The following is an 18,015-nucleotide window of genomic DNA, read 5'->3' as shown; positions in this document are numbered from 1 at the left end:
TGGGCGAGGCGTGTGACAGGGGGCCTCAGCCCGCCGCCAGCGACACCTCCGTCGCCTTGATGAGCGCCACGACCGACGAGCCGGAGCGCAGGCCCAGATCGTCGACGGCGTCCCTGGTCACCGCGGCCGTCAGCTCGCCGCCCGCCACGGTCACCTTCACGGACGCCATCGCGGCGCCCTCGGCGATCTCGCTGACCGTGCCCGGCAGCTGATTGCGGATCGACAGCCCCTGGACCGGGCCGGTGGCGAGGGCGACCTCGGTGGACTTGATCAGGGCGCGCACCCCGCTCCCGGACGCGAGGCCGAGGTCGGTGACCGCCTCCGCGGTGATGGCGGCGGTCAGGTCCTGGCCACCCACGAGCCGCACCTTCACGGTCGCCATGGCCTCGCCGGGCGTGACGGACGTGACGGTGCCGGGCAGCTGGTTACGGATGCTCAGGCTCATGACGGTTCTCCCGGGAGGCGTGGGTACGGGGGTACGCGGGGGCGATTTTCGGTCACCGTGCGCGAGGCCACCGTAACCGGAGAAAGTACCGCGAACCCCCGCACCGCACACCGGTCACGTGCCCCGGGCCACCGACGGGCGGGGGTCGGTCGTCGCCCCCCTACGGCGCCACCCCGACATGCGCCAGCGCCTGCCGCAGCAGCGCGCTGTGGCCGCCCGGCATCTCACTGTGCACGGCCTCGGACAGCGCCTCCTGCGGGCTGAACCACACCAGGTCGAGGGCGTCCTGCCGGGGCCGGCAGTCGCCGGTGACCGGGACGACGTACGCCAGCGACACGGCGTGCTGACGCGGGTCGTGGTACGGCGTGATGCCCTGGGTCGGGAAGTACTCGGCGACGGTGAACGGCTGGAGGGAGGCCGGGATACGGGGCAGGGCCACCGGGCCGAGGTCCTTCTCCAGGTGGCGCAGCAGCGCGTCCCGTACCCGCTCGTGGTGCAGCACCCGGCCGGAGACCAGGGTGCGGCTGACCGTGCCGTCCGGTCCGATCCGCAGGAGCAGGCCGATGCTGGTGACCTCGCCGCTGTCGTCGACACGCACCGGCACCGCGTCGACGTACAGGATCGGCATCCGGGCACGGGCCGCTTCCAGCTCGTCGGAGGGCAGCCAGCCGGGCGTGGTCTCGGTCATGTCAGACATTGCTAGATCATACTTTCAGTTGTCGTCGGAAATCCGGTAGATCCTTCGAGCGTTCTCCCGGCCCGCCCACTCGGCGACCCGCAGCGCGTCCGTCAGGGCCATCTCGCCCGCGTCCACGCGGTCCTGGAGCAGCTCGGCGAGCCCGCGCCGGAAGGCGAGCGCGCCGAGATGGTAGAACTCCGCGAGCCCGAAGGCGTCGGAGCTGTGCAGCAGTTTCCGGTACGGGGTGATCTCCAGCGCCTCCTCCAGCACCGCCCGCGCGCGTACCGGTCCCACGTGGTGCAGGGTGAGGCCGACATCGAGGTACACCTGGGGGAACACGGCGGCGAGATGGCCGGCCTGCCGCTGGTAGGGCCAGCAGTGCAGGAGCAGGACCGGGATCGTGCCGGCCGTCAGCCGCAGCCAGTCGGTCAGCAGGGCGGGGTCGGCGCGGTGCAGCCGCAGGTCGGCGTCCCCGAACCCGGTGTGCAGCTGGAGCGGCAGCCCCAGGTCGACGGCCGTCCACAGCAGCTGCCGTACGAGCACCGGGTCCGTCAGCCGGCCGCCCGCTGCCAGCCAGGTCCGGGCCGCCCCGGTGACCGCGCGGTCGTCCGGGCGTCTGGGGTCCAGGTCGAAGCCGGTGCGGTACGCGGCCACCGACTTCACCGCGACCACCCCGGGCCGCCCCACCGCCGCCCGCGCGGCGGACCGTACGGCGTCGGCGTACTCGCCCGCCTCCACGCCACCGGCCGCGACCCGCTCCGCGAGGCTCTCCAGCCGTACCACCTCGTACGCCACCGCCCCCCGGCCCGCCGCCCCGGCCAGCGCGTCCGGCGGGGTCAGCCGGTCGGCCGCGAAGCCGGTGTCGACGCAGAACACATCCGTGCGGGCGGCGGCCAGAAATCGCCGGTTGACCTCGTCGGGGCCCAGCTCGGCCCGGCGCCGCAGATAGTCGGCGGGCGGGGCGTGGGCGGGCAGGTCGAGGAAGGGGGCGCAGTGGCGGCGTACGGCGGTACCGGCCGGGGTGTCGAACAGGGAGATCCCCGGGGCGGGCCCGCCCTCGCCGAGCAGGTCCTCGAAGCCCTCCGGGCTCAGGGCGCCGGTCACCACGCCGTGGCAGTGGTGGTCCACCAGCCACAGCGCGTCCAGCGCCTCGCGCACCTTCGCCATGTCAGTACTTCCACCGGTAGGCGGCGGCCACGCGCTCGTCGTCGAACCCGGCGACGGCCGCGATCTCGCCCTGCCGTACGGCGGTCACCGCGTCCGCGAGGACCGGGCCCAGGGTGGCCCGCAGCACGTCGTCCGCCCGGAACTCCGTCACCGCCTCCGCCAGCGAGACCGGCAGCCTGCGCACGTCCCTGGCCTTGGCCTCGGCGGCGTCGAGCCGGGCCGGATCGCCGGTGATCTCTTCGGGCAGCGTGGCGCCCGCGCCGATCCCGTCCAGCCCGGCGCCGATCGCGCAGCCGAGGGCGAGATACGGGTTGGCGGCCAGGTCGACCGGCTTGACCTCCAGATTGGCGGACCGGCCGCGCAGCCCCGCGGTGCCCCGGATCACCCGTAGCCCCGCTTCCCGCGTCTCCAGGCCCCAGGCGGTGAACACCCCTGCCCACTGGGAGGGTTTCAGCCGCAGATAGCTCGCCGGGCTGGGCGCGGTGACGGCGGTCAGCGCGGGGAGGTGGGCGAGGACCCCGGCCGCGAAGGACTCGGCGGTGGCCGTCATGCCGTGCCGGCGGTCGCCGCCCGTGTGCAGGTTCACGCCGTCGCGCCAGGCCGACAGGTGCAGATGGCCGCCGTTGCCGACACCCTCGGCGCGCACGGCCGGGGCGAAGGACACCTTCAGGCCGTGCCGCTGGGCCACCGCCCGCACGGTCTGCCGCACCAGCACGCTGCGGTCGGCCGCCGCCACCGGGTCCAGCGGCGCGATCGACAGCTCGAACTGCCCGGCCGCGTACTCGGGATGGAACTGGTCCACGTCCAGCCCCTGCGCCGCGCACACCGCCAGCAGCTCCGCCGCGTAGTCGCTCAGCTCGACCTGCCGGGTCGCGCTGTACGCCGGAGCGGTCGTGGCCGGGACGAAACCGTCGTCCGGCACGCCCGCCAGGGCGACCGTCCACTCGATCTCGATGCCCGCGCGGAAGTCCAGCCCGTGCTCGCGCCCCGCACGGGCCACCAGGTGGCGCAGGAAGGTGCGGGAGCAGCCGGGGTGCGGCTCGCCGTCCTGGGTGATCCGGTCGACCGGCGCCCACGCCCAGCCGGGCTGCGCCGCCAGCACGGTGAGCTGGTCGAGGTCGGGGTAGAGCCGCAGATCGCCGTCGGGGGAGCCCAGGACGTCGGTGGTGACGATCGAGTCGTCCGCGAGGAACGTGTCGAACACCGGCGACATGCCGACGCCCCACGCCACCGCCGTGGCCAGCTTGGCCGCCGGGACCGTCTTCACCCGGCAGACGCCGGCGGTGTCGACGTAGGCGAGCACGATGCCGTGCACCCCGCGCCCGGCGAGCTCCGCGCCCAGCGCGGTCGCCCGCTCCACCTCCCCGGCACGGCCACCGGGCACGGGATCGGCAAGCTGGTCGAGGGGGGCGACGGCGGTCATGTGTCCTCCAGCGTGGTGCTCGGTCCGGGCGGCGCCGGGGTCAGGGCTTCACGGCGACCGCTCCGAACTGCGGTACCACGGCGGAGGCTTGGCCGTCCGGTCGCCACGCCGAACACGACACCAGGCCGGGGTCGAGAAGGTCCAGCCCGTCGAACAGGGAAGCGGTCTCGGCCCGGCCGCGGGCGGTGATCGGGGGCCCGGCGTGCTCGTTCCAGTACGCCATCGCCGCGAGCTGGCCCTCGCCGCCGAGGGCGGGATCGTCGGTGGGGTGGGTCAGCACCAGATGGCTGCCGGACGGGAGCGCCGCCATCGTCCGGCGCACGATGTCCCGCGCCTCACCGGTGTCCTGGACGAAGTTCAGTATGCCCAGCATGAGCACGGCCACCGGCCGGTCGAGGTCCAGGGTCTTCGCGGCCCGTTCGACGACCGCCTCCGGGTCGCGCACATCGGCGTCGACGTAGTCCGTCGCCCCCTCGCTGGTGCCGGTCAGCAGGGCGCGGGCGTACATCAGCACCACCGGGTCGTTGTCGACGTACACGATCCGCGCGTCGGGGGCGACACGCTGGGCGATCTCATGGGTGTTCTCGACGGTGGGCAGCCCGATGCCGATGTCCAGGAACTGGCGTGTGCCGCACTCCTGGGCGAGAAAGCCCACCGCGCGGGCGAGGAAGGCCCGGTTGGCATGGGCGACGTCACGGATCACCGGGAACATCGCGGCGACCCGCTCGCCGACCCGCTCGTCCACCTCGTAGTTGTCCCGGCCGCCGGCCCAGTAGTTCCAGACCCGCGCGCTGTGGGCCACGGGCGTCCTCGGCTCCGCCGGTCCGTCCGCCGGGGTCGGGCTCTCGCTCACGTCGTCCGTCCTCCTCGCCCCCGGGGGCCGCCGTGCCCCGGCCGGTGTCGCCGTCATTGTGCACTGCCCATGATCGGCTTTCCTAGGAATGGGACGAGGGTCTCGCCGGGCGCGGGCGGCGGCGGGCGCGCCGGGTAGGCTGGACGGCCGTACGTCCATATGTCCGTAGGCTGATACATCCAGCGAACGCATGTTCATCCGCAGCCCCGGGCGGTGTTCCCGGCGCCCCACAGGAAACGGTCCATGCCCTTCTCCCGCGCGACCTCGCCGCCGCCCACCGCCCCCGAGGACGCGGGGCGTCCCGCCGACATCCGGCTGGACAGGGGGTCTCCCGCCGACATCCGGCTGATCGTCACCGACATGGACGGCACGCTGCTGGACGACGCCAAGCGGATGCCGCCGCAGTTGTGGACCGTCCTGGACCTGCTGCGCGAGCGCGGAGTGCTGTTCAGCCCGGCCAGCGGACGCCAGTACGCCACCCTCGCCCGGGAGTTCGCCCGCGCCCGCGACGGCATGGTGTTCATCGCCGAGAACGGTACGTACGTGGTCCGCGACGGCGTCGAACTCAGCTCCGACCCGCTCACCCCCGGCGTCGCCACGCGGATCGTGCGCACGGTACGGGAACTGGTGGCGTCCGGCGCCGATGTCGGCGCCGTCGTCTGCGGCAAGCGGTCCGCCTATGTGGAACGGGCCGACGAGCCGTTCCTCGCCGAGGTGCGCAAGTACTACGTCCAGCACCGGGTCGTCGAGGACGTCACCGCCGTGGACGACGACATCCTCAAGGTCGCCCTCTTCGACTTCGGCGCCGTCGAACGGACCACCGCACCGGCGCTGGCACCCTTCGCCGGAACCCACCAGGTCGTGATCTCCGGCGCGCACTGGGTCGACGTCATGAACCGCACCGCCGACAAGGGCGCCGCCGTCCGGCGACTCCAGCGCGAGCTGGGCATCACCCCCGCCCAGACCATGGTCTTCGGCGACTACCTCAACGACCTGGAGATGCTCGACACCGCCGACTGGTCCTTCGCGATGGCCAACGCCCACCCCGACATCCTGGCGCGGGCCCGCCATGTGGCCCCGTCGAACAACGACAACGGGGTGCTGCGCACGATCAGCCGGGTGCTGGGGCTGCCGGGCGGCAATCCGCCCCTCTGAGGAGCGTCGCCGTACGGGCAGGACCGGGGGGAGTGCGAGAACCTGTTCGAGAGCTGGACCGGGACCGAGGAGAGGGACGCAGCATGGGTGAGCCGGCCTCCGTCGCCCGCCTGGCGTGGGACATCACCTCCGGGATCGAGGCCGGGGAGCTGGCGGACTTCTACCGTGATCTGCATCGTCATCCCGAGCTGTCGTTCGAGGAGCACCGGACCGCCGCGAAGCTCGCCGGGCGGCTGCGGGCGGCCGGTTACGGGGTCACCGAGGGCGTCGGTGGTACCGGTGTGGTCGGGGTTCTCGTCCAGGGCGACGGGCCGGTGGTGTGGCTGCGCGGTGACATGGACGCGCTGCCCGTCCGGGAGGCCAGCGGGCTGCCGTACGCCTCCACCGTCGACGGGGTGATGCATGCCTGCGGCCATGATCTGCATGTCACCTGGCTGATGGCCGCCGCCGAGGCCCTCGCCGCCGCCCGCGACAGCTGGTCCGGCACGCTGGTGGTGATCGGGCAGCCGGCCGAGGAGAACGGCGGGGGAGCGCGGGCGATGGTGGCGGACGGGCTGCGCGAGCGGTTCCCGCGCCCCGACGTGCTCTTCGGCCAGCACGCCGCGCCCGGACCCGTCGGCTTCTACCCGCACACGCCCGGCCTGACCATGTCCGCCGTCGACGACATCGACGTCGTCGTGCACGGCGTCGGCGGCCATGGGTCACGCCCGGAGTCGACCGTCGACCCGGTGGTGACGGCGGCCCACATCGTCACCCGGTTGCAGACCGTCGTCGCCCGCGAGGTCGCCGCGAAGGACTCCGCGGTGCTGACCGTGGGGCAGTTCCACGCGGGCACCCAGCACAACATCATCCCCGCCGAGGCCCGGCTCGCCCTGAATCTGCGTACTCAGGACACCGGCGTGCGCGCCCGGGTCCTGGCGGCCGTCGAGCGGATCGTGCGCGGCGAGTGCGACGCGGCCGGCTGCCCGGTGCCGCCGGAGATCACCGTCCTGCCGGGCCATCCGAACACGGTCAACGACGCCGCCCTCGACGCGGAGATCGCCGCCGTGCACCGCGAGGTCTTCGGGCCCGGCACGGTGTTCGACTTCGGTCCGGTGATGGGCAGCGAGGACATCTCGCTGCTCCCGCCGCCGGGGGTGCCGTACGACTACTGGTACGTCACCACCACCCCGCCGGACGTCTGGGCGGCGGCGCCCGGCGACGGGCTCATGGAGAAGTTCGCCAACGTCCCCGGCAATCACAGCCCGCGGTTCGCGCCGGATCCGGCGGCGCTGGTACCGGGAGTGCGGACGCTGGTGTCGGCGGCGTTGAGCCGGCTGGCGTGAGGGCCCGCCGGCTCGGATGGGGGACCGAGCCGGCCTACGTCACGTGGGGCGCCCGGCGGCGGGATCTCGCGGGCCTTGGACGTCAGGGCTTGCGGCCGACCGCGCCGTACAGGGACACCAGGTTGTCCCCGATGTCCGACTCGTCCTCGGCCAGTTCGGGGTGCCACTCGGGCAGCGCCACGACCCCCGGCGCCACCAGGTCGAGCCCCTTGAAGAACCCGCCGAACTCGCCCTGCGAGCGCGCGACCAGGGTGACCCCACCCGCCGTGTACGCCTCTATACCGCGCTGTACGTTCTCCGGCTCGAAGTCGGCCGTCAGCGCGGACAGCACCAGGAAACTGCCCGGCGCGAGCGCGTCGACAAGGGTGCCCACCAGGTCGTGGGCGCCGTCCTCGTCGGCGATGAAGTGCAGCAGCGCGATCAGGGACAGCGCGATGGGGCGGTCGAAGTCCAGGACGCGCGCGGCCTGTTCGATGATCGTGCGCGCGTTCCGGGCGTCGGCCTGGACGTACTCCGTCCTGCCCTCAGGGGTCCCGCGCAGCAGGGCGGCGGCATGCGCCAGGACGATCGGGTCGTTGTCGACATACAGGATCCGGGCCTCGGGCGTCACGGCCTGGGCCAGCTGATGGAGGTTGGGCTCGGTGGGTATCCCGGAGCCGATGTCCAGGAACTGGCTGATTCCCTCCTGTCGCGCCAGCAGCCGGGTCGCCCGCTGCATGAACCAGCGGTTGCTGCGGGCCGCGCGCGGGGCGCCGGTGTCGATGGACATGATCCGGTGGCCGAGTTCCTCGTCGACCGGGTAGTTGTCCTTGCCGCCGAGGAACCAGTCGTACACCCGCGCGGGGTGCGGCCTGGTCGTGTCGATCAGCGGGCCGGTCGGCTCGGTCCCGGTCACAGGGCGCTCCTCTTTCCCGGCCTTCGGGTGCTGCCCAGCGTCGTACGACACCTCGGCGCTGGGAGTCCGGCCGGATGTCCGTCGGGGTGTCACTCAGGTGTCCGAGGCAGTCTGGCACGGCGGCGGGGGCCGATCGGAGTCGGTCTTCGGCCACGCGTCGACGGGGAGGGGACGGGGAGGGGCGTGTGTATCGGCTGGGCGGTGTGGGGCGGTGTGGGGCGATGGGTGGGGGTGTGTAGGTACGTGTGGGGTGTGTGGGGGGCGGCCGTGTGATGAGTCACTCCTTACGTCGGACCTTACGGGGGGCAGTTGCGTGGATCTAGCATCGGTGTCGGCATGGACACGATGACGCTCTGGCACATATCCGGTGGGGGGTTCGCGGCGCTCGCCTTCGCCGCGCTGCTCGTCGGCTTCTCCAAGACCGCGGTGAGCGGGGCCAACACGGTCAGTCTCGCGGTCTTCGCCGCGGTGCTGCCCGCCCGCGAGTCCACCGGGATCCTGCTGCCGGTGCTGATCGCCGGTGATGTGCTCGCGGTGCTCGTGTACCGGCGGCACGCCCACTGGCCCACGCTGTGGCGGCTGTTCCCGGCGGTCGGGGCGGGGGTGGTGCTCGGCACCGTGTTCCTGCTGTGGGCGGACGACGCCCAGGTGCGGACCTCGATCGGCGCGATCCTGCTGCTGATGGCGGCTGTCACGGTGTGGCGGCGCCGCCAGGAGAGCGCGCGGGAGGCCGACCCGGACGAGATCGTGACGCGGTCGGGGCGGGTGAAGGCGCGGTCGTACGGGGTGCTCGGCGGGTTCACGACGATGGTCGCCAACGCCGGGGGACCGGTGATGTCGATGTATCTGCTGTCGGCGGGCTTTCGGAAGCTGGGCTTCCTGGGGACGTCGGCGTTCTTCTTCCTGATCGTGAATGTGTCCAAGGTGCCGTTCAGTGTGGGGCTGGGGTTGATCGACGCGCGGTCGCTGCTGCTGGACGCGGCGCTGGTGGTGTTCGTGCTGCCGGGTGCGTTGCTCGGCAGATGGGCTGTGAACAGGATCAACCAGCGGATGTTCGAACAACTCGTGATCGCGGCGACGGTGGTCGGCGGGGTTCAGCTGCTGCTCCGGTGACCGGAGCCGCCCCGTACGCTCGGCCCATGTCCCGCACCTCCCCGCACATCCTCCTCCTCGGCGGCACCACCGAGGCGCGTGAACTGGCCGCCGTGCTCGCCGTGCGGCCGGGGGTGCGGGTGACGACCTCGCTGGCCGGGCGGGTGGCCCGGCCGGGGGCGGTGGCGGGGGAGGTGCGGATCGGTGGGTTCGGCGGGGTGGACGGGCTCGCCGGGTGGCTGCGGGAGCACGCGGTGGACGCGGTGGTCGACGCCACGCATCCGTTCGCCGAGCGGATCACGGGGAACGCGGCGGGGGCCGCGTCCATCACCGGGGTGCCCCTTGTCGTGCTGCGGCGTCCCGGGTGGCGGTCGGTGCCGGGGGATCGGTGGCACCGGGTTCCCTCGCTCGCCGCCGCGGCGTCGGTCGTTCCTTCCCTCGGGCGCCGGGTGCTGCTCACCACCGGGCGGTTGGGGCTCGCCGCGTTCGCCTCTCTCGACGGCAATGAATTCGTGGTGCGATCGGTGGAGGCGCCTGAGCCGCCGGTGCCGGTGCACACGGAGGTGGTGCTGGGGCGGGGGCCGTTCGGGGTGGCCGATGAGCGTGCGCTGCTGCGGGCGTATCGCATTGACGTGGTGGTCACGAAGGACAGTGGGGGTGGGGCTACCTCGGCGAAGCTGGTCGCCGCGCGGGAGGCCGGGTTGCCGGTGGTGGTGGTCGAGCGGCCTGCGCTGCCGGTGGGGGTGGGGGTGGTCGTGGGTGATGTGGCGGGGGTGGTGGGGTGGCTTGAGGGGGTGGGTTGTGCGGGGTGAACCTGGGATCGGGTGAGGGGGCGAGGGTTGGGCTGGGGGGCTTTTCGGGTGTGGGTGCGTTGTGGCTGGTCGCGCAGTTCCCCGCGCCTCTGGGGGGTTGGGGTGGGCGTTGGTTGTGTCCTCGCCGAATTGCCCTGCGGTGTGCGCGTGCCCTCGGGAGGTGCAGGTCAGGCCGGAGCCGGGTCCGAGGTTGGGTTGGTGGTGGGGGTGGGGAGTACCTGGCTCAGGTCCTCCACCAGGAGGCGCTTGGCGATGGTGTCCACCGCGGCGCGGAGGTCCTTGCCCGAGGGGCGGCCGATGTCCTGCTCGACGCGTTGTTCCAGCCAGGCGGCCCACGCGTCGGTGATCACGCGGGCCTCGCGCGCACCGGCCTCGGTGTGGGAGAAGAGGGAGCCGTCACGGGTGAGATAGCCCTCCTGGACCATACGGTCGAAGACCGGCAGCAGGACTTCCGGCGGCATGTGGCGGCGGGCCGCGATCAGGCCCAGGCTGGCGTGGCCCACGAGGCGGGTGAACAGTTCGACCTGCATCACCGCCCACGCGCCCGCCGGGTCGAGCCGGGTGTCGGAGTCACGCACCAGCCGCCGCGCGGTGTCCAGGTCGGTGGTGCCGAGGATCCGGCCGACGGAACCCTCCAGAACCCGCTGGGAGTCGGGGCCGTGCGGCTGGGCGAAGGCGTCTCCCATGTCGGTCGAGGACAGCCGTGAGCTGTCGCGGAGCGGGACCTGTTTGAGGAACAGGGCGACCACGAAGCCCACGGCCGCGATCGGCACGGTCCACCGGAAGACGGTCTGGAGCGTCTCGGCGTACGCGTGGATGATCGGTGCCGCCGCCTCGGCGGGCAGCCGGTGCAGGCCCTCGGGGCTGGTCGCCGCACGCGTGATCGTCCGTGGATCGGCGGCCCCGGTCGCGATGGCCGAGGTGATCCCGTCGCGGAGGTTGGGGGTGAGCGAGTTGGTGTAGATCGTGCCGAACACGGCGGTGCCGAAGGAACTGCCCAGTGTCCGGAAGAAGGTGACCCCGGAGGTGGCGGTGCCCAGATCGGCGTAGACAACGGTGTTCTGCACGACGATGGTCAGCACCTGCATGCCCAGACCGATGCCGGTGCCCAGCACGAACATGTACAGCGACTCCAGCCAGACCCCGGTGTCCGGCCCCATCAGGGACATCAGATACAGGCCGGCGCCCATCACCAGCGAGCCGACGACCGGGAACAGCCGGTATCTGCCGGTCTGGCTGACCACATTGCCGCTGAACACCGACGCGATCAGCAGTCCGAACACCATGGGGAGCGTACGGACCCCGGAGATCGTCGCCGAGTCGCCGTCGACGTACTGGAGATACGTCGGCAGGTACGTCATCGCGCCGAGCATCGCGAAACCGACGATGAAGCTGAGCACCGAGCACACCGTGAACACCGGGTTGCCGAACAGCCGCATCGGCAGCATCGGTTCGGCCGCCCGGGTCTCCACCCAGCAGAACAGGCCGAGCGCCACCACCCCGCCCACGAACAGCCCGATGATCACGGGGGAGCCCCACGCGTACTCGTTGCCGCCCCAACTCGTCCCCAGGATCAGCGCGCTGGCGCCGACCGCGACGGCGGCGATGCCGAGATAGTCGATGATCGGCCGGGACACCGACTTCACCACCGGGATCGTCCGGGCCGCCGCGACCACCACGAGGACCGCGATCGGGACGTTGATGTAGAACGCCCAGCGCCAGGTCAGATGGTCGGTGAACAGCCCGCCGAGCAACGGCCCGATGACCGTGGCCACCCCGAACACCGCCCCGATCGCGCCCTGGTACTTGCCGCGCTCCCGCAGCGGGATGACGTCGGCGATCAGCGCCATCGCCGTCACCATCAGCCCGCCCGCGCCGACACCCTGCATGCCCCGCCACACGATCAGCAGCGTCATGTTGGACGCCAGACCGCACAGGAACGAACCGGTGATGAAGACGATCGCCGAGACCTGGAAGACCACCTTGCGCCCGAACAGGTCGCCGAACTTGCCGACCAGCACGGTCGACACGGTCTCCGCGAGCAGATACGACGTGACCACCCACGACATGTGCTCGGCGCCGCCCAGATCCGACACGATCGTCGGCAGCGCCGTGCCCACGATCGTCTGGTCCAGTGCCGCCAGCAGCACACCGAGCATGATCGTCACGAAGACGACATTGCGCCGTCGTCTGTCGAGAACGGGCGGCTGGGCCGCGGGCGGGGCGATCTCCTCGGCGACTGTCACTGAGCCACGATCACACCACCTGTCCATCCCCGCATGTCAGGACCGACCGCACGGGTGCCGTGGTCCGGGACCGGGGGTGGGGTGATCCGGGACCGCAGGGGGGTGGTCCGCGACCGGACGGGCACTGCGGACCACGAGCGCATGGGCAGCGCGGACGGCGAGCGCACGGGTACCGAGGACGGCGATCGTGCGGGTGTCGAGGACGGCGAGCGCACGGGTACCGAGGACCGCGACCGCACGGGTACCGAGGACCGCGACCGTGCCGGTGTCGAGGACCGCGACCGTGCGGGTGCCGCACCGCGACACCGCAGGCACGGTGGACCGTGTCGGTCAGCCGTCCGCTCTTCGGCGCCGCAGCAGGTAGGTGTCCATGATCCAGCCCTTGCGCTCCCGGGCCTCGGCCCGCGCCCGCTCGATGCGCGGCGCCGCCTCGGCGATCGGGCCCGAGTCGAGGATCTCGTCCGGGGTGCCGATGTACGCGCCCCAGTAGATGTCGATGTCCTGGTCCGCGTACTTCCGGAACACCTGGTGGGCGTCGAGCATCACCACCACGTCGTCCACGCCTTCCGGGAAACCCTCGGCGAGCCGCCGCCCCGTGGTGATCTGCACCGGCCGCGCCACTCTGTTCAGCCCGGTGCGATGCCGGGCGACCAGCGCCGAGACACTGCTGATCCCGGGCACCACGTCGTACGCGAAGGCCACCGCGCCTCGCGCCAGCACCTCCTCAAGGATCCCGAGCGTGCTGTCGTACAGCGCGGGATCCCCCCACACCAGGAACGCCCCGTGCTCGTCCTCGCCCAGCTCCTCGGCGATCAGCCGCTCGTACAGCGCCGCCCGCGCGCTGCGCCAGTCCTCCACGGCCGGCGAGTACCGCGTACCGCCCGCCGCACGGTCCCGCTCCGGATCGCTTGCCTCCACGATCCGGTAGGTGCCCTCGGGTATGTGCGCCTCCAGCAACTCCCGGCGCAGCCCGGTGAGATCCGACTTCACCTCGCCCTTGTCGAGCAGGAAGAACACATCCGTGCTCCGCAGCGCCCGCACCGCCTGAAGGGTGAGCTGCTCCGGGTCGCCCGCGCCGATACCGATGACATGAATCTCTCGCACACCGTCGAGTCTGCCGTACGCCACTGACAACGCGACCGCCGCCACCCCCGCCCCGCACCGCTCCGGGTCACCGCCCACGCAGCCGGGGCGCCCGCGCCACCGCGTCCACCTTCGCCGCGTCCCGCGCCACCTCGGCCGCCAGGTCCCGCGCCCAGCGCACCAGCCCCCCGAGATCCATCCCGTACGGCCGTGCCCGCCCCGACTCCGCCGCCCACTCCTCGACCGCGCCCGCCCCCCGCCGCAACAGCCGCGCCCCGCCCGTCGGATTCCCGCGCGCCGCGTGTGTCAGCCCCACGGCGAGCTGCGCGAGTCCGCGCCACAGCCCGCGCTCCTCGCCCGGCCGCGCCTTCCACGCGTCCTCGAACACCTCATGCGCGTGGAACGGCCGCCCCGCGTCCAGCAGCGCCTGCGCCTCCATCACCGTGTCCTCCGGCGTCCGCACGATCCCCTCGGGCTGCCGAGCCACCCCCGTCGCCCCGTACGGCAACGGCCGCCCCAGCCCGTCCCGGGGCCGGGCACTACGTGCCCGGCCGTCACTGTCCCGGTCACGCCGCCCGTCGGTTTCGCTGCGATGGTCCATAGGACGATTGTCCGCGACGGCCGCCCCGGGACGTGGGGTAATGTACGTCCCGCGCGATTCCCCACCTCACCGCCTTGGCGCGGGACGCGCATCGGGACGTGGCGCAGCTTGGTAGCGCACTTGACTGGGGGTCAAGGGGTCGCAGGTTCAAATCCTGTCGTCCCGACTGGAGACAGTCGTAGTTCAGGGCCGGTTTCGGAGAGATCCGAGACCGGCCCTTGATCGTTCCTGGGGACCAGTTGGGGACCAGGGCCCTTGACCGGGGGCAGCAGGTCATGACGATGGGGCTCGGTAGCGTGCGTGGTGCGCGCAGCGCGCTGAGGTGTACGGAGAGTGTCGCTCCGGCGGCGGTGATCTTGTGGACGTCCGGGTGGAGGTAGCGCCGGGTGGTGGTCAGGGATCCGTGGCCGGCGATCCTGCGGGGGACGCGGACCTGGACTCCGGCGTCGGCGAACCAGGTCGGTCCGGTGTGCCGGAGATCGTGGCGGCGCAGGTGCTCGTAGCCGAGCTTGGTGACCACGTCGTCCCCGTGTGTGGCGTCGCGCAGGACGGCGGTGGAGATGCGTCCGCCGCGCGGGCCGGTGAACAGACGGGCATCGGGATTCGGGCCGGCGGACAGAATGCGCTGGGCGACGAGGGGACGGATCTCCTCGACGATGGGAACCTTGCGGGCCCGCTTGCCCTTGGTGCCCTTGTCGGTCAGCCCGCCGGGCGCGGGTGTGGTCTGGCGCCGAACGGTCCAGATCCACTGCGTGGTGTCGATGTCCCCGACGCGGCAGCCCGACACCTCGCCGATCCGTGCGGCGGCGCACGCGGCGAAGACGACCACATCTCCCCAGCCGCGGTACCGGTCGTGAGAGGCGGCCACGAGCGCGTCGGCCAGCGCAACGAGGGTCTCCCAGTCGGGCAGGCCCAGCGCGCGTGGGTCGAGGAGTTCGTCCTCGGTCTGCTTGTAGAGCTTCTGCCAGCCGGCGTGAGGGCAGCAAAAGGGGGCCGCTGACCGGACCGAATCCGACCGACCGCGGCAAGAGCGGGTCGAAGATCCACCTGATCACGGACCGGAACGGGCTGCCGCTGTCGCTGGGCATCTCGGCCGCGAACATGCACGACAGCCTCGGCCTTCAGCCCCTCGTACACGGCATCCCGCCCATCCGCTCCCGCCGCGGACCGCGGCGCCGCCGCCCGGCCAAGCTCCACAGCGACAAGGGGTACGACTACGCCCACCTGCGCCGATGGCTCCGCGGCAGAGGCATCCGCCACCGCAACGCACGCAAGGGCGTCAAGTCCTCCCAGCGCCTGGGTCGGCACCGCTGGGTGGTCGAACGCACGGCTTCGTGGCTGGCCGGCTGCCGACGACTCCACCGCCGCCACCAACGCAAGCCCGAGCACTTCCTCGCCTTCGTCGGCATAGCCGCAGCCCTCATCTGCCACCGCAGACTCACCAACTGAAACGATGTCTTAAGAATCCCGATGCTGCGTCACAGAGTCGCAGAACATACGAGGGAGGAAGAACCCCCTGGCCACGAGGTTGGTGACTCACCCGGGCTCGGGGGATCTCTTGGGGTGTCGCACACCTGGTGCTTGGATGGCGTCAGGGGTGTGGGCTGGGTGCTGCGGTCGATGTCATGTGCTGCTGCCGGGGGGTGCGGGGGCGGCCTGAGATGTCCTTACTGGGGTTGGGGACTGGTAGAGGTTGAGTCCGAGGTCGTGGGCGATCTGGGCGATGGCCGCGCAGCCGCGCACGCTGTTGCCGACCGGGTCCAGGGGCGGTGAGAACGCCGCGATGGCGAGTCGGCCGGGGGCGACGGCGAGGAGTCCGCCCCCGACGCCGCTCTTGCCTGGCAGGCCGACGGTGTAGGCCCAGTCGCCGGAGGTGTCGTACAGGCCTTCCATGGTCATCTCGGCGAGGATGCGGGGAATGTACGTGTCCCGGATCACGCGGTGTCCGGTCACGGGGTTGGTTCCGCCTGCCGCGAGAGTGGCGCCCATGACGGCGAGGTCGGTGGTGGTGACCATGGTCGAGCACTGGCGGGTGTAGACCTCGCAGGTTTCCATGGGGTCCGCGTACATGGCTCCCGCGCTGTAGAGCAGCCACGCGATGGCCCGGTTGTGGAAGTTCGTGCTCTGCTCGGAGGCGTCGACCTCCTTGCTCAGGGAGATGTCCCTTCCGGCGAACGCTCTCTGCGTCTTGAGGATGCGTTGCCATCGTTGCGACGGCGTGCTGGCGCGCACCAGGCTGGTCGTCGACAGCGCGCCGGCGTTGACCAGCGGGGTGAGGGGCTTGTCGCCGTGGAGTTCGAGTGCCATGACCGAGCCGAAGGGCAGCCCGGTCGGGTCGGCTCCGACCTTCGCTCTGATGACCTGCGGGCCTACGTCTTCCATGGCCAGGGCCAGGGTGAAGACCTTTGAGATCGATTCGAGGGCGAACTCGTGGCGGCTGTCGCCCGCCTCGATGACCTCGCCGGCGACTGTCACGACGGCGATGCCGAAGAGGTTCGGGTCGACGGTGGAGAGGGAGGGGATGTAGTCGGCGTTCGCCCCGGTCGTGTTGGCGGCGTGGTCGGCGTGTGCGGCGTTGAGGGTTCTCTGGATCCGTGAGGCGCAGATCGTCACGGGGCGTTCCCGGGTCCGGAAGGCCCCTTGAGGGGCGGGTGATGGAGGAGTTCGCCGGTGGTGGCGGAGGAGTCGCTCTGCACACCGGGGTGGCGGCCTTCCGCCTGCCAGGTGAAGGGGGCGAACCCGGCATCCGGGTCGCGCCAGTGCGGCTTGCGGATCGCGTAGATCCACAGGGGCAGCGCAATGAAGACGATCGCCAGTCCCATCAGCAGGCCGACGTAGAGGGCGGGGCTGCCGATGGAGATCTGGTCCGGCGGGACAAAACTGAGGACGAAGGCGATCAGCGCGCCGATGAAACCAGCCCCGGCGATGATCCACATTCCGATGTTCCCGCGTCCCGGGATGCGGTAGGGACGGGGCCGGTACGGCTGGCTGTAGCGCAGGTGGATGGCCGCTGCGAACATGATCAAATACATGACGAGATACAGGATCACGGTGAGCTGGCTCAGGATCTGGTAGGCCGCCTGTACGGATGGCAGTACCACGAAGAGTACGGACAGGAACGTCACCATTCCGGCCTGGAGGTACATGATGTGCGTGGCCATACCGTGTGCGTTCGTGACCTGGAAGAAGCGGGGGAGGTAGCCGCCCTTGGCTACGACGAGGAGTCCGGAGGAAGGGCCGCCCACCCAGGTCACGATCCCGGCGAGGACCCCCACCGCGAGTGCGGCTGCCACGATGGGTGCCGCCCAGGAGATCCCCGCCCAGTCGAACATGTCGCCGTACGCGCTCAGGAGGCTCTGCGTGAGATTGATATCGGCGTGCGGTACGACGAAGGCGATGGCCAAGGTGCCCAGGACGAAGATGACGACGGTTCCGACCGCGGCGATGAGGATGGCGATCGGGTAGTTCCGCGAGGGGTTCTTGACCTCTTTGACATGGATCGCGTTCATCTCCATGCCGGCGTAGAAAAGGAAGATGCTCGCAGCGAGGACGACGTTGCTGAAGTTGCCGAAGTCCGGCAGGAGCTCGCCCCAGCCGGTGTCGATCCTTGGGCTGTTCCCGGCGATCACGTAGGAGAAGCCCAGAACGATGAGGATGCCCGCGGGAACGATCGTCCCGATGATGCCGCCCCACTTCGCGACCCGGGAGAACGACGCCACCCCGCGGAACGCAACGAACGTCGCCAGCCAGTACACGATGAGCACGACGGCCAGCACGAAGAACCGCTTCCCCGAGAGCTGTGCGTCCAGCCCCTTGTCCGGGCCGGTGTAGGCCAGCGCCACGGCACCGAAGGTGAGCGCGGTCGGGAACCAGATGGTGACCTCGATGAACAGCATCGACATGGCCAGGAAGGCGAGCCGTCCGCCGAATGCCTCCCCGACCCAGCGGAAGACACCGCCCTTCTCCGGCCACCCCGTTGCCAGTTCCGCCGCCACCAGGGAGACCGGGACCAGGAAGAAGACGGCTGCGAACACGTAGTAGAAGATCGAGCTGAGCCCGTACTCGGCTTCGGCCGGAAGTCCGCGCAGGCTGATGACCGCGACCATGTTCATGATCACGAGTGCGGCGATGGTCAGCCTCTTCTGGCTGACCCCCGGCGCCTTCTCCTCTGGTGGGAGCTCAGTCCTGCCGTTCATCGGCCGGCCTTTCGTACTGTGGGGTACTGACCGCTCAAGCCAT

The 18,015-nt window shown here is 71.4% G+C and carries 15 protein-coding genes, 1 tRNA gene and 2 pseudogenes; 6 read left to right on the top strand and 12 right to left on the bottom strand.

Features of this window, described 5'->3' with window-relative positions; all coding sequences use genetic code 11:
- Positions 1 to 25: 25 nt before the first annotated feature.
- From ACFXAZ_RS23365 to ACFXAZ_RS23345, 5 genes are all read right to left on the bottom strand, one after another.
- Complete coding sequence (locus tag ACFXAZ_RS23365) at positions 26 to 445, bottom strand: molybdopterin-binding protein (protein WP_384594455.1); 420 nt, start codon at positions 443 to 445, stop codon at positions 26 to 28.
- A 160-nt stretch (positions 446 to 605) separates the two neighbouring features.
- Complete coding sequence (locus tag ACFXAZ_RS23360) at positions 606 to 1,142, bottom strand: NUDIX hydrolase family protein (protein ID WP_382687064.1); 537 nt, start codon at positions 1,140 to 1,142, stop codon at positions 606 to 608.
- Between the two features lie 15 nt (positions 1,143 to 1,157).
- Positions 1,158 to 2,291: an amidohydrolase family protein gene (locus ACFXAZ_RS23355; protein WP_384594451.1), complete on the bottom strand. Its 1,134-nt coding sequence runs from the start codon at positions 2,289 to 2,291 to the stop codon at positions 1,158 to 1,160.
- A 1-nt stretch (position 2,292) separates the two neighbouring features.
- Positions 2,293 to 3,714, bottom strand: coding sequence for a glutamine synthetase family protein (locus ACFXAZ_RS23350; protein ID WP_384594449.1), 1,422 nt, complete (start codon positions 3,712 to 3,714; stop codon positions 2,293 to 2,295).
- A gap of 40 nt (positions 3,715 to 3,754) precedes the next feature.
- Positions 3,755 to 4,567 carry an SAM-dependent methyltransferase gene (locus tag ACFXAZ_RS23345; RefSeq protein ID WP_384594446.1) on the bottom strand — a complete coding sequence of 271 codons (813 nt, stop codon included), beginning with the start codon at positions 4,565 to 4,567 and terminating at the stop codon, positions 3,755 to 3,757.
- 243 nt (positions 4,568 to 4,810) lie between these two features.
- On the opposite strand from ACFXAZ_RS23345, the gene ACFXAZ_RS23340 reads away from it, so the two are divergent.
- Both ACFXAZ_RS23340 and ACFXAZ_RS23335 read left to right on the top strand, forming a co-directional pair.
- Entirely contained in the window at positions 4,811 to 5,722 is a 912-nt protein-coding gene (locus ACFXAZ_RS23340; RefSeq protein ID WP_384594443.1) for a Cof-type HAD-IIB family hydrolase, read from the top strand.
- Between the two features lie 83 nt (positions 5,723 to 5,805).
- Complete coding sequence (locus ACFXAZ_RS23335) at positions 5,806 to 7,047, top strand: amidohydrolase (protein WP_384594440.1); 1,242 nt, start codon at positions 5,806 to 5,808, stop codon at positions 7,045 to 7,047.
- A gap of 82 nt (positions 7,048 to 7,129) precedes the next feature.
- Here ACFXAZ_RS23335 and ACFXAZ_RS23330 read toward each other — a convergent pair whose 3' ends face one another.
- Positions 7,130 to 7,942, bottom strand: a complete 813-nt coding sequence (locus ACFXAZ_RS23330; RefSeq protein ID WP_384594437.1) for an SAM-dependent methyltransferase — start codon at positions 7,940 to 7,942, stop codon at positions 7,130 to 7,132.
- A 336-nt stretch (positions 7,943 to 8,278) separates the two neighbouring features.
- Here ACFXAZ_RS23330 and ACFXAZ_RS23325 point away from each other — a divergent pair, with 336 nt between their 5' ends.
- A complete protein-coding gene (locus tag ACFXAZ_RS23325; RefSeq protein ID WP_384594434.1) occupies positions 8,279 to 9,055 on the top strand; it encodes a sulfite exporter TauE/SafE family protein in 777 nt (258 codons plus the stop codon).
- Between the two features lie 26 nt (positions 9,056 to 9,081).
- Complete coding sequence (locus ACFXAZ_RS23320) at positions 9,082 to 9,846, top strand: cobalt-precorrin-6A reductase (protein WP_384594431.1); 765 nt, start codon at positions 9,082 to 9,084, stop codon at positions 9,844 to 9,846.
- Positions 9,847 to 10,013: 167 nt separating this feature from the next.
- Here the strand turns inward: ACFXAZ_RS23320 and ACFXAZ_RS23315 are convergent, their stop codons facing one another.
- The 3 genes from ACFXAZ_RS23315 to ACFXAZ_RS23305 form a co-directional block, all read right to left on the bottom strand.
- Positions 10,014 to 12,092: an MDR family MFS transporter gene (locus ACFXAZ_RS23315; RefSeq protein WP_384594428.1), complete on the bottom strand. Its 2,079-nt coding sequence runs from the start codon at positions 12,090 to 12,092 to the stop codon at positions 10,014 to 10,016.
- A gap of 330 nt (positions 12,093 to 12,422) precedes the next feature.
- A complete protein-coding gene (gene cobF, locus ACFXAZ_RS23310) occupies positions 12,423 to 13,196 on the bottom strand; it encodes a precorrin-6A synthase (deacetylating) (RefSeq protein WP_384594425.1) in 774 nt (257 codons plus the stop codon).
- A 67-nt stretch (positions 13,197 to 13,263) separates the two neighbouring features.
- On the bottom strand, positions 13,264 to 13,776 hold the full coding sequence (locus ACFXAZ_RS23305) for a DUF309 domain-containing protein (RefSeq protein WP_384594422.1): 513 nt from the start codon (positions 13,774 to 13,776) through the stop codon (positions 13,264 to 13,266).
- A 92-nt stretch (positions 13,777 to 13,868) separates the two neighbouring features.
- On the opposite strand from ACFXAZ_RS23305, the gene ACFXAZ_RS23300 reads away from it, so the two are divergent.
- A tRNA-Pro gene (locus ACFXAZ_RS23300) sits at positions 13,869 to 13,942 on the top strand.
- A gap of 258 nt (positions 13,943 to 14,200) precedes the next feature.
- Here the strand turns inward: ACFXAZ_RS23300 and ACFXAZ_RS23295 are convergent.
- Positions 14,201 to 14,563: pseudogene (locus tag ACFXAZ_RS23295) on the bottom strand (tyrosine-type recombinase/integrase); the annotation flags it as partial.
- A 197-nt stretch (positions 14,564 to 14,760) separates the two neighbouring features.
- Here ACFXAZ_RS23295 and ACFXAZ_RS23290 point away from each other — a divergent pair.
- A pseudogene (locus ACFXAZ_RS23290) lies at positions 14,761 to 15,225 on the top strand (IS5 family transposase); the annotation flags it as partial.
- A gap of 174 nt (positions 15,226 to 15,399) precedes the next feature.
- Here ACFXAZ_RS23290 and glsA read toward each other — a convergent pair.
- On the bottom strand, positions 15,400 to 16,389 hold the full coding sequence (gene glsA / locus ACFXAZ_RS23285) for a glutaminase A (protein WP_384594420.1): 990 nt from the start codon (positions 16,387 to 16,389) through the stop codon (positions 15,400 to 15,402).
- The gene (gadC, locus tag ACFXAZ_RS23280; protein ID WP_384594417.1) at positions 16,386 to 17,972 is read right to left on the bottom strand and encodes a putative glutamine/gamma-aminobutyrate antiporter GadC; all 1,587 of its coding nucleotides are present in this window, start codon (positions 17,970 to 17,972) and stop codon (positions 16,386 to 16,388) included. Before gadC ends, glsA begins: the two co-directional genes overlap by 4 nt.
- Between the last annotated feature and the right edge of the window lie 43 nt (positions 17,973 to 18,015).

The sequence above is a fragment of the Streptomyces sp. NPDC059477 genome, from assembly GCF_042749375.1.
Lineage (GTDB): Bacteria > Actinomycetota > Actinomycetes > Streptomycetales > Streptomycetaceae > Streptomyces.
The sequence above is the reverse complement of the archived record's forward strand: the minus strand, read 5'-3'. Positions and strand labels throughout refer to the sequence as shown.

What these genes read in the sequence shown, in the direction of transcription:
- ACFXAZ_RS23365 (WP_384594455.1), bottom strand. Translation starts at nt 445, where the DNA reads ATGAGCCTGAGCATCCGTAACCAGCTGCCCGGCACCGTCACGTCCGTC.
- ACFXAZ_RS23360 (WP_382687064.1), bottom strand. Translation starts at nt 1,142, where the DNA reads ATGTCTGACATGACCGAGACCACGCCCGGCTGGCTGCCCTCCGACGAG.
- ACFXAZ_RS23355 (WP_384594451.1), bottom strand. Translation starts at nt 2,291, where the DNA reads ATGGCGAAGGTGCGCGAGGCGCTGGACGCGCTGTGGCTGGTGGACCAC.
- ACFXAZ_RS23350 (WP_384594449.1), bottom strand. Translation starts at nt 3,714, where the DNA reads ATGACCGCCGTCGCCCCCCTCGACCAGCTTGCCGATCCCGTGCCCGGT.
- ACFXAZ_RS23340 (WP_384594443.1), top strand. Translation starts at nt 4,811, where the DNA reads ATGCCCTTCTCCCGCGCGACCTCGCCGCCGCCCACCGCCCCCGAGGAC.
- ACFXAZ_RS23335 (WP_384594440.1), top strand. Translation starts at nt 5,806, where the DNA reads ATGGGTGAGCCGGCCTCCGTCGCCCGCCTGGCGTGGGACATCACCTCC.
- ACFXAZ_RS23325 (WP_384594434.1), top strand. Translation starts at nt 8,279, where the DNA reads ATGGACACGATGACGCTCTGGCACATATCCGGTGGGGGGTTCGCGGCG.
- ACFXAZ_RS23320 (WP_384594431.1), top strand. Translation starts at nt 9,082, where the DNA reads ATGTCCCGCACCTCCCCGCACATCCTCCTCCTCGGCGGCACCACCGAG.
- ACFXAZ_RS23305 (WP_384594422.1), bottom strand. Translation starts at nt 13,776, where the DNA reads ATGGACCATCGCAGCGAAACCGACGGGCGGCGTGACCGGGACAGTGAC.
- gadC (WP_384594417.1), bottom strand. Translation starts at nt 17,972, where the DNA reads ATGAACGGCAGGACTGAGCTCCCACCAGAGGAGAAGGCGCCGGGGGTC.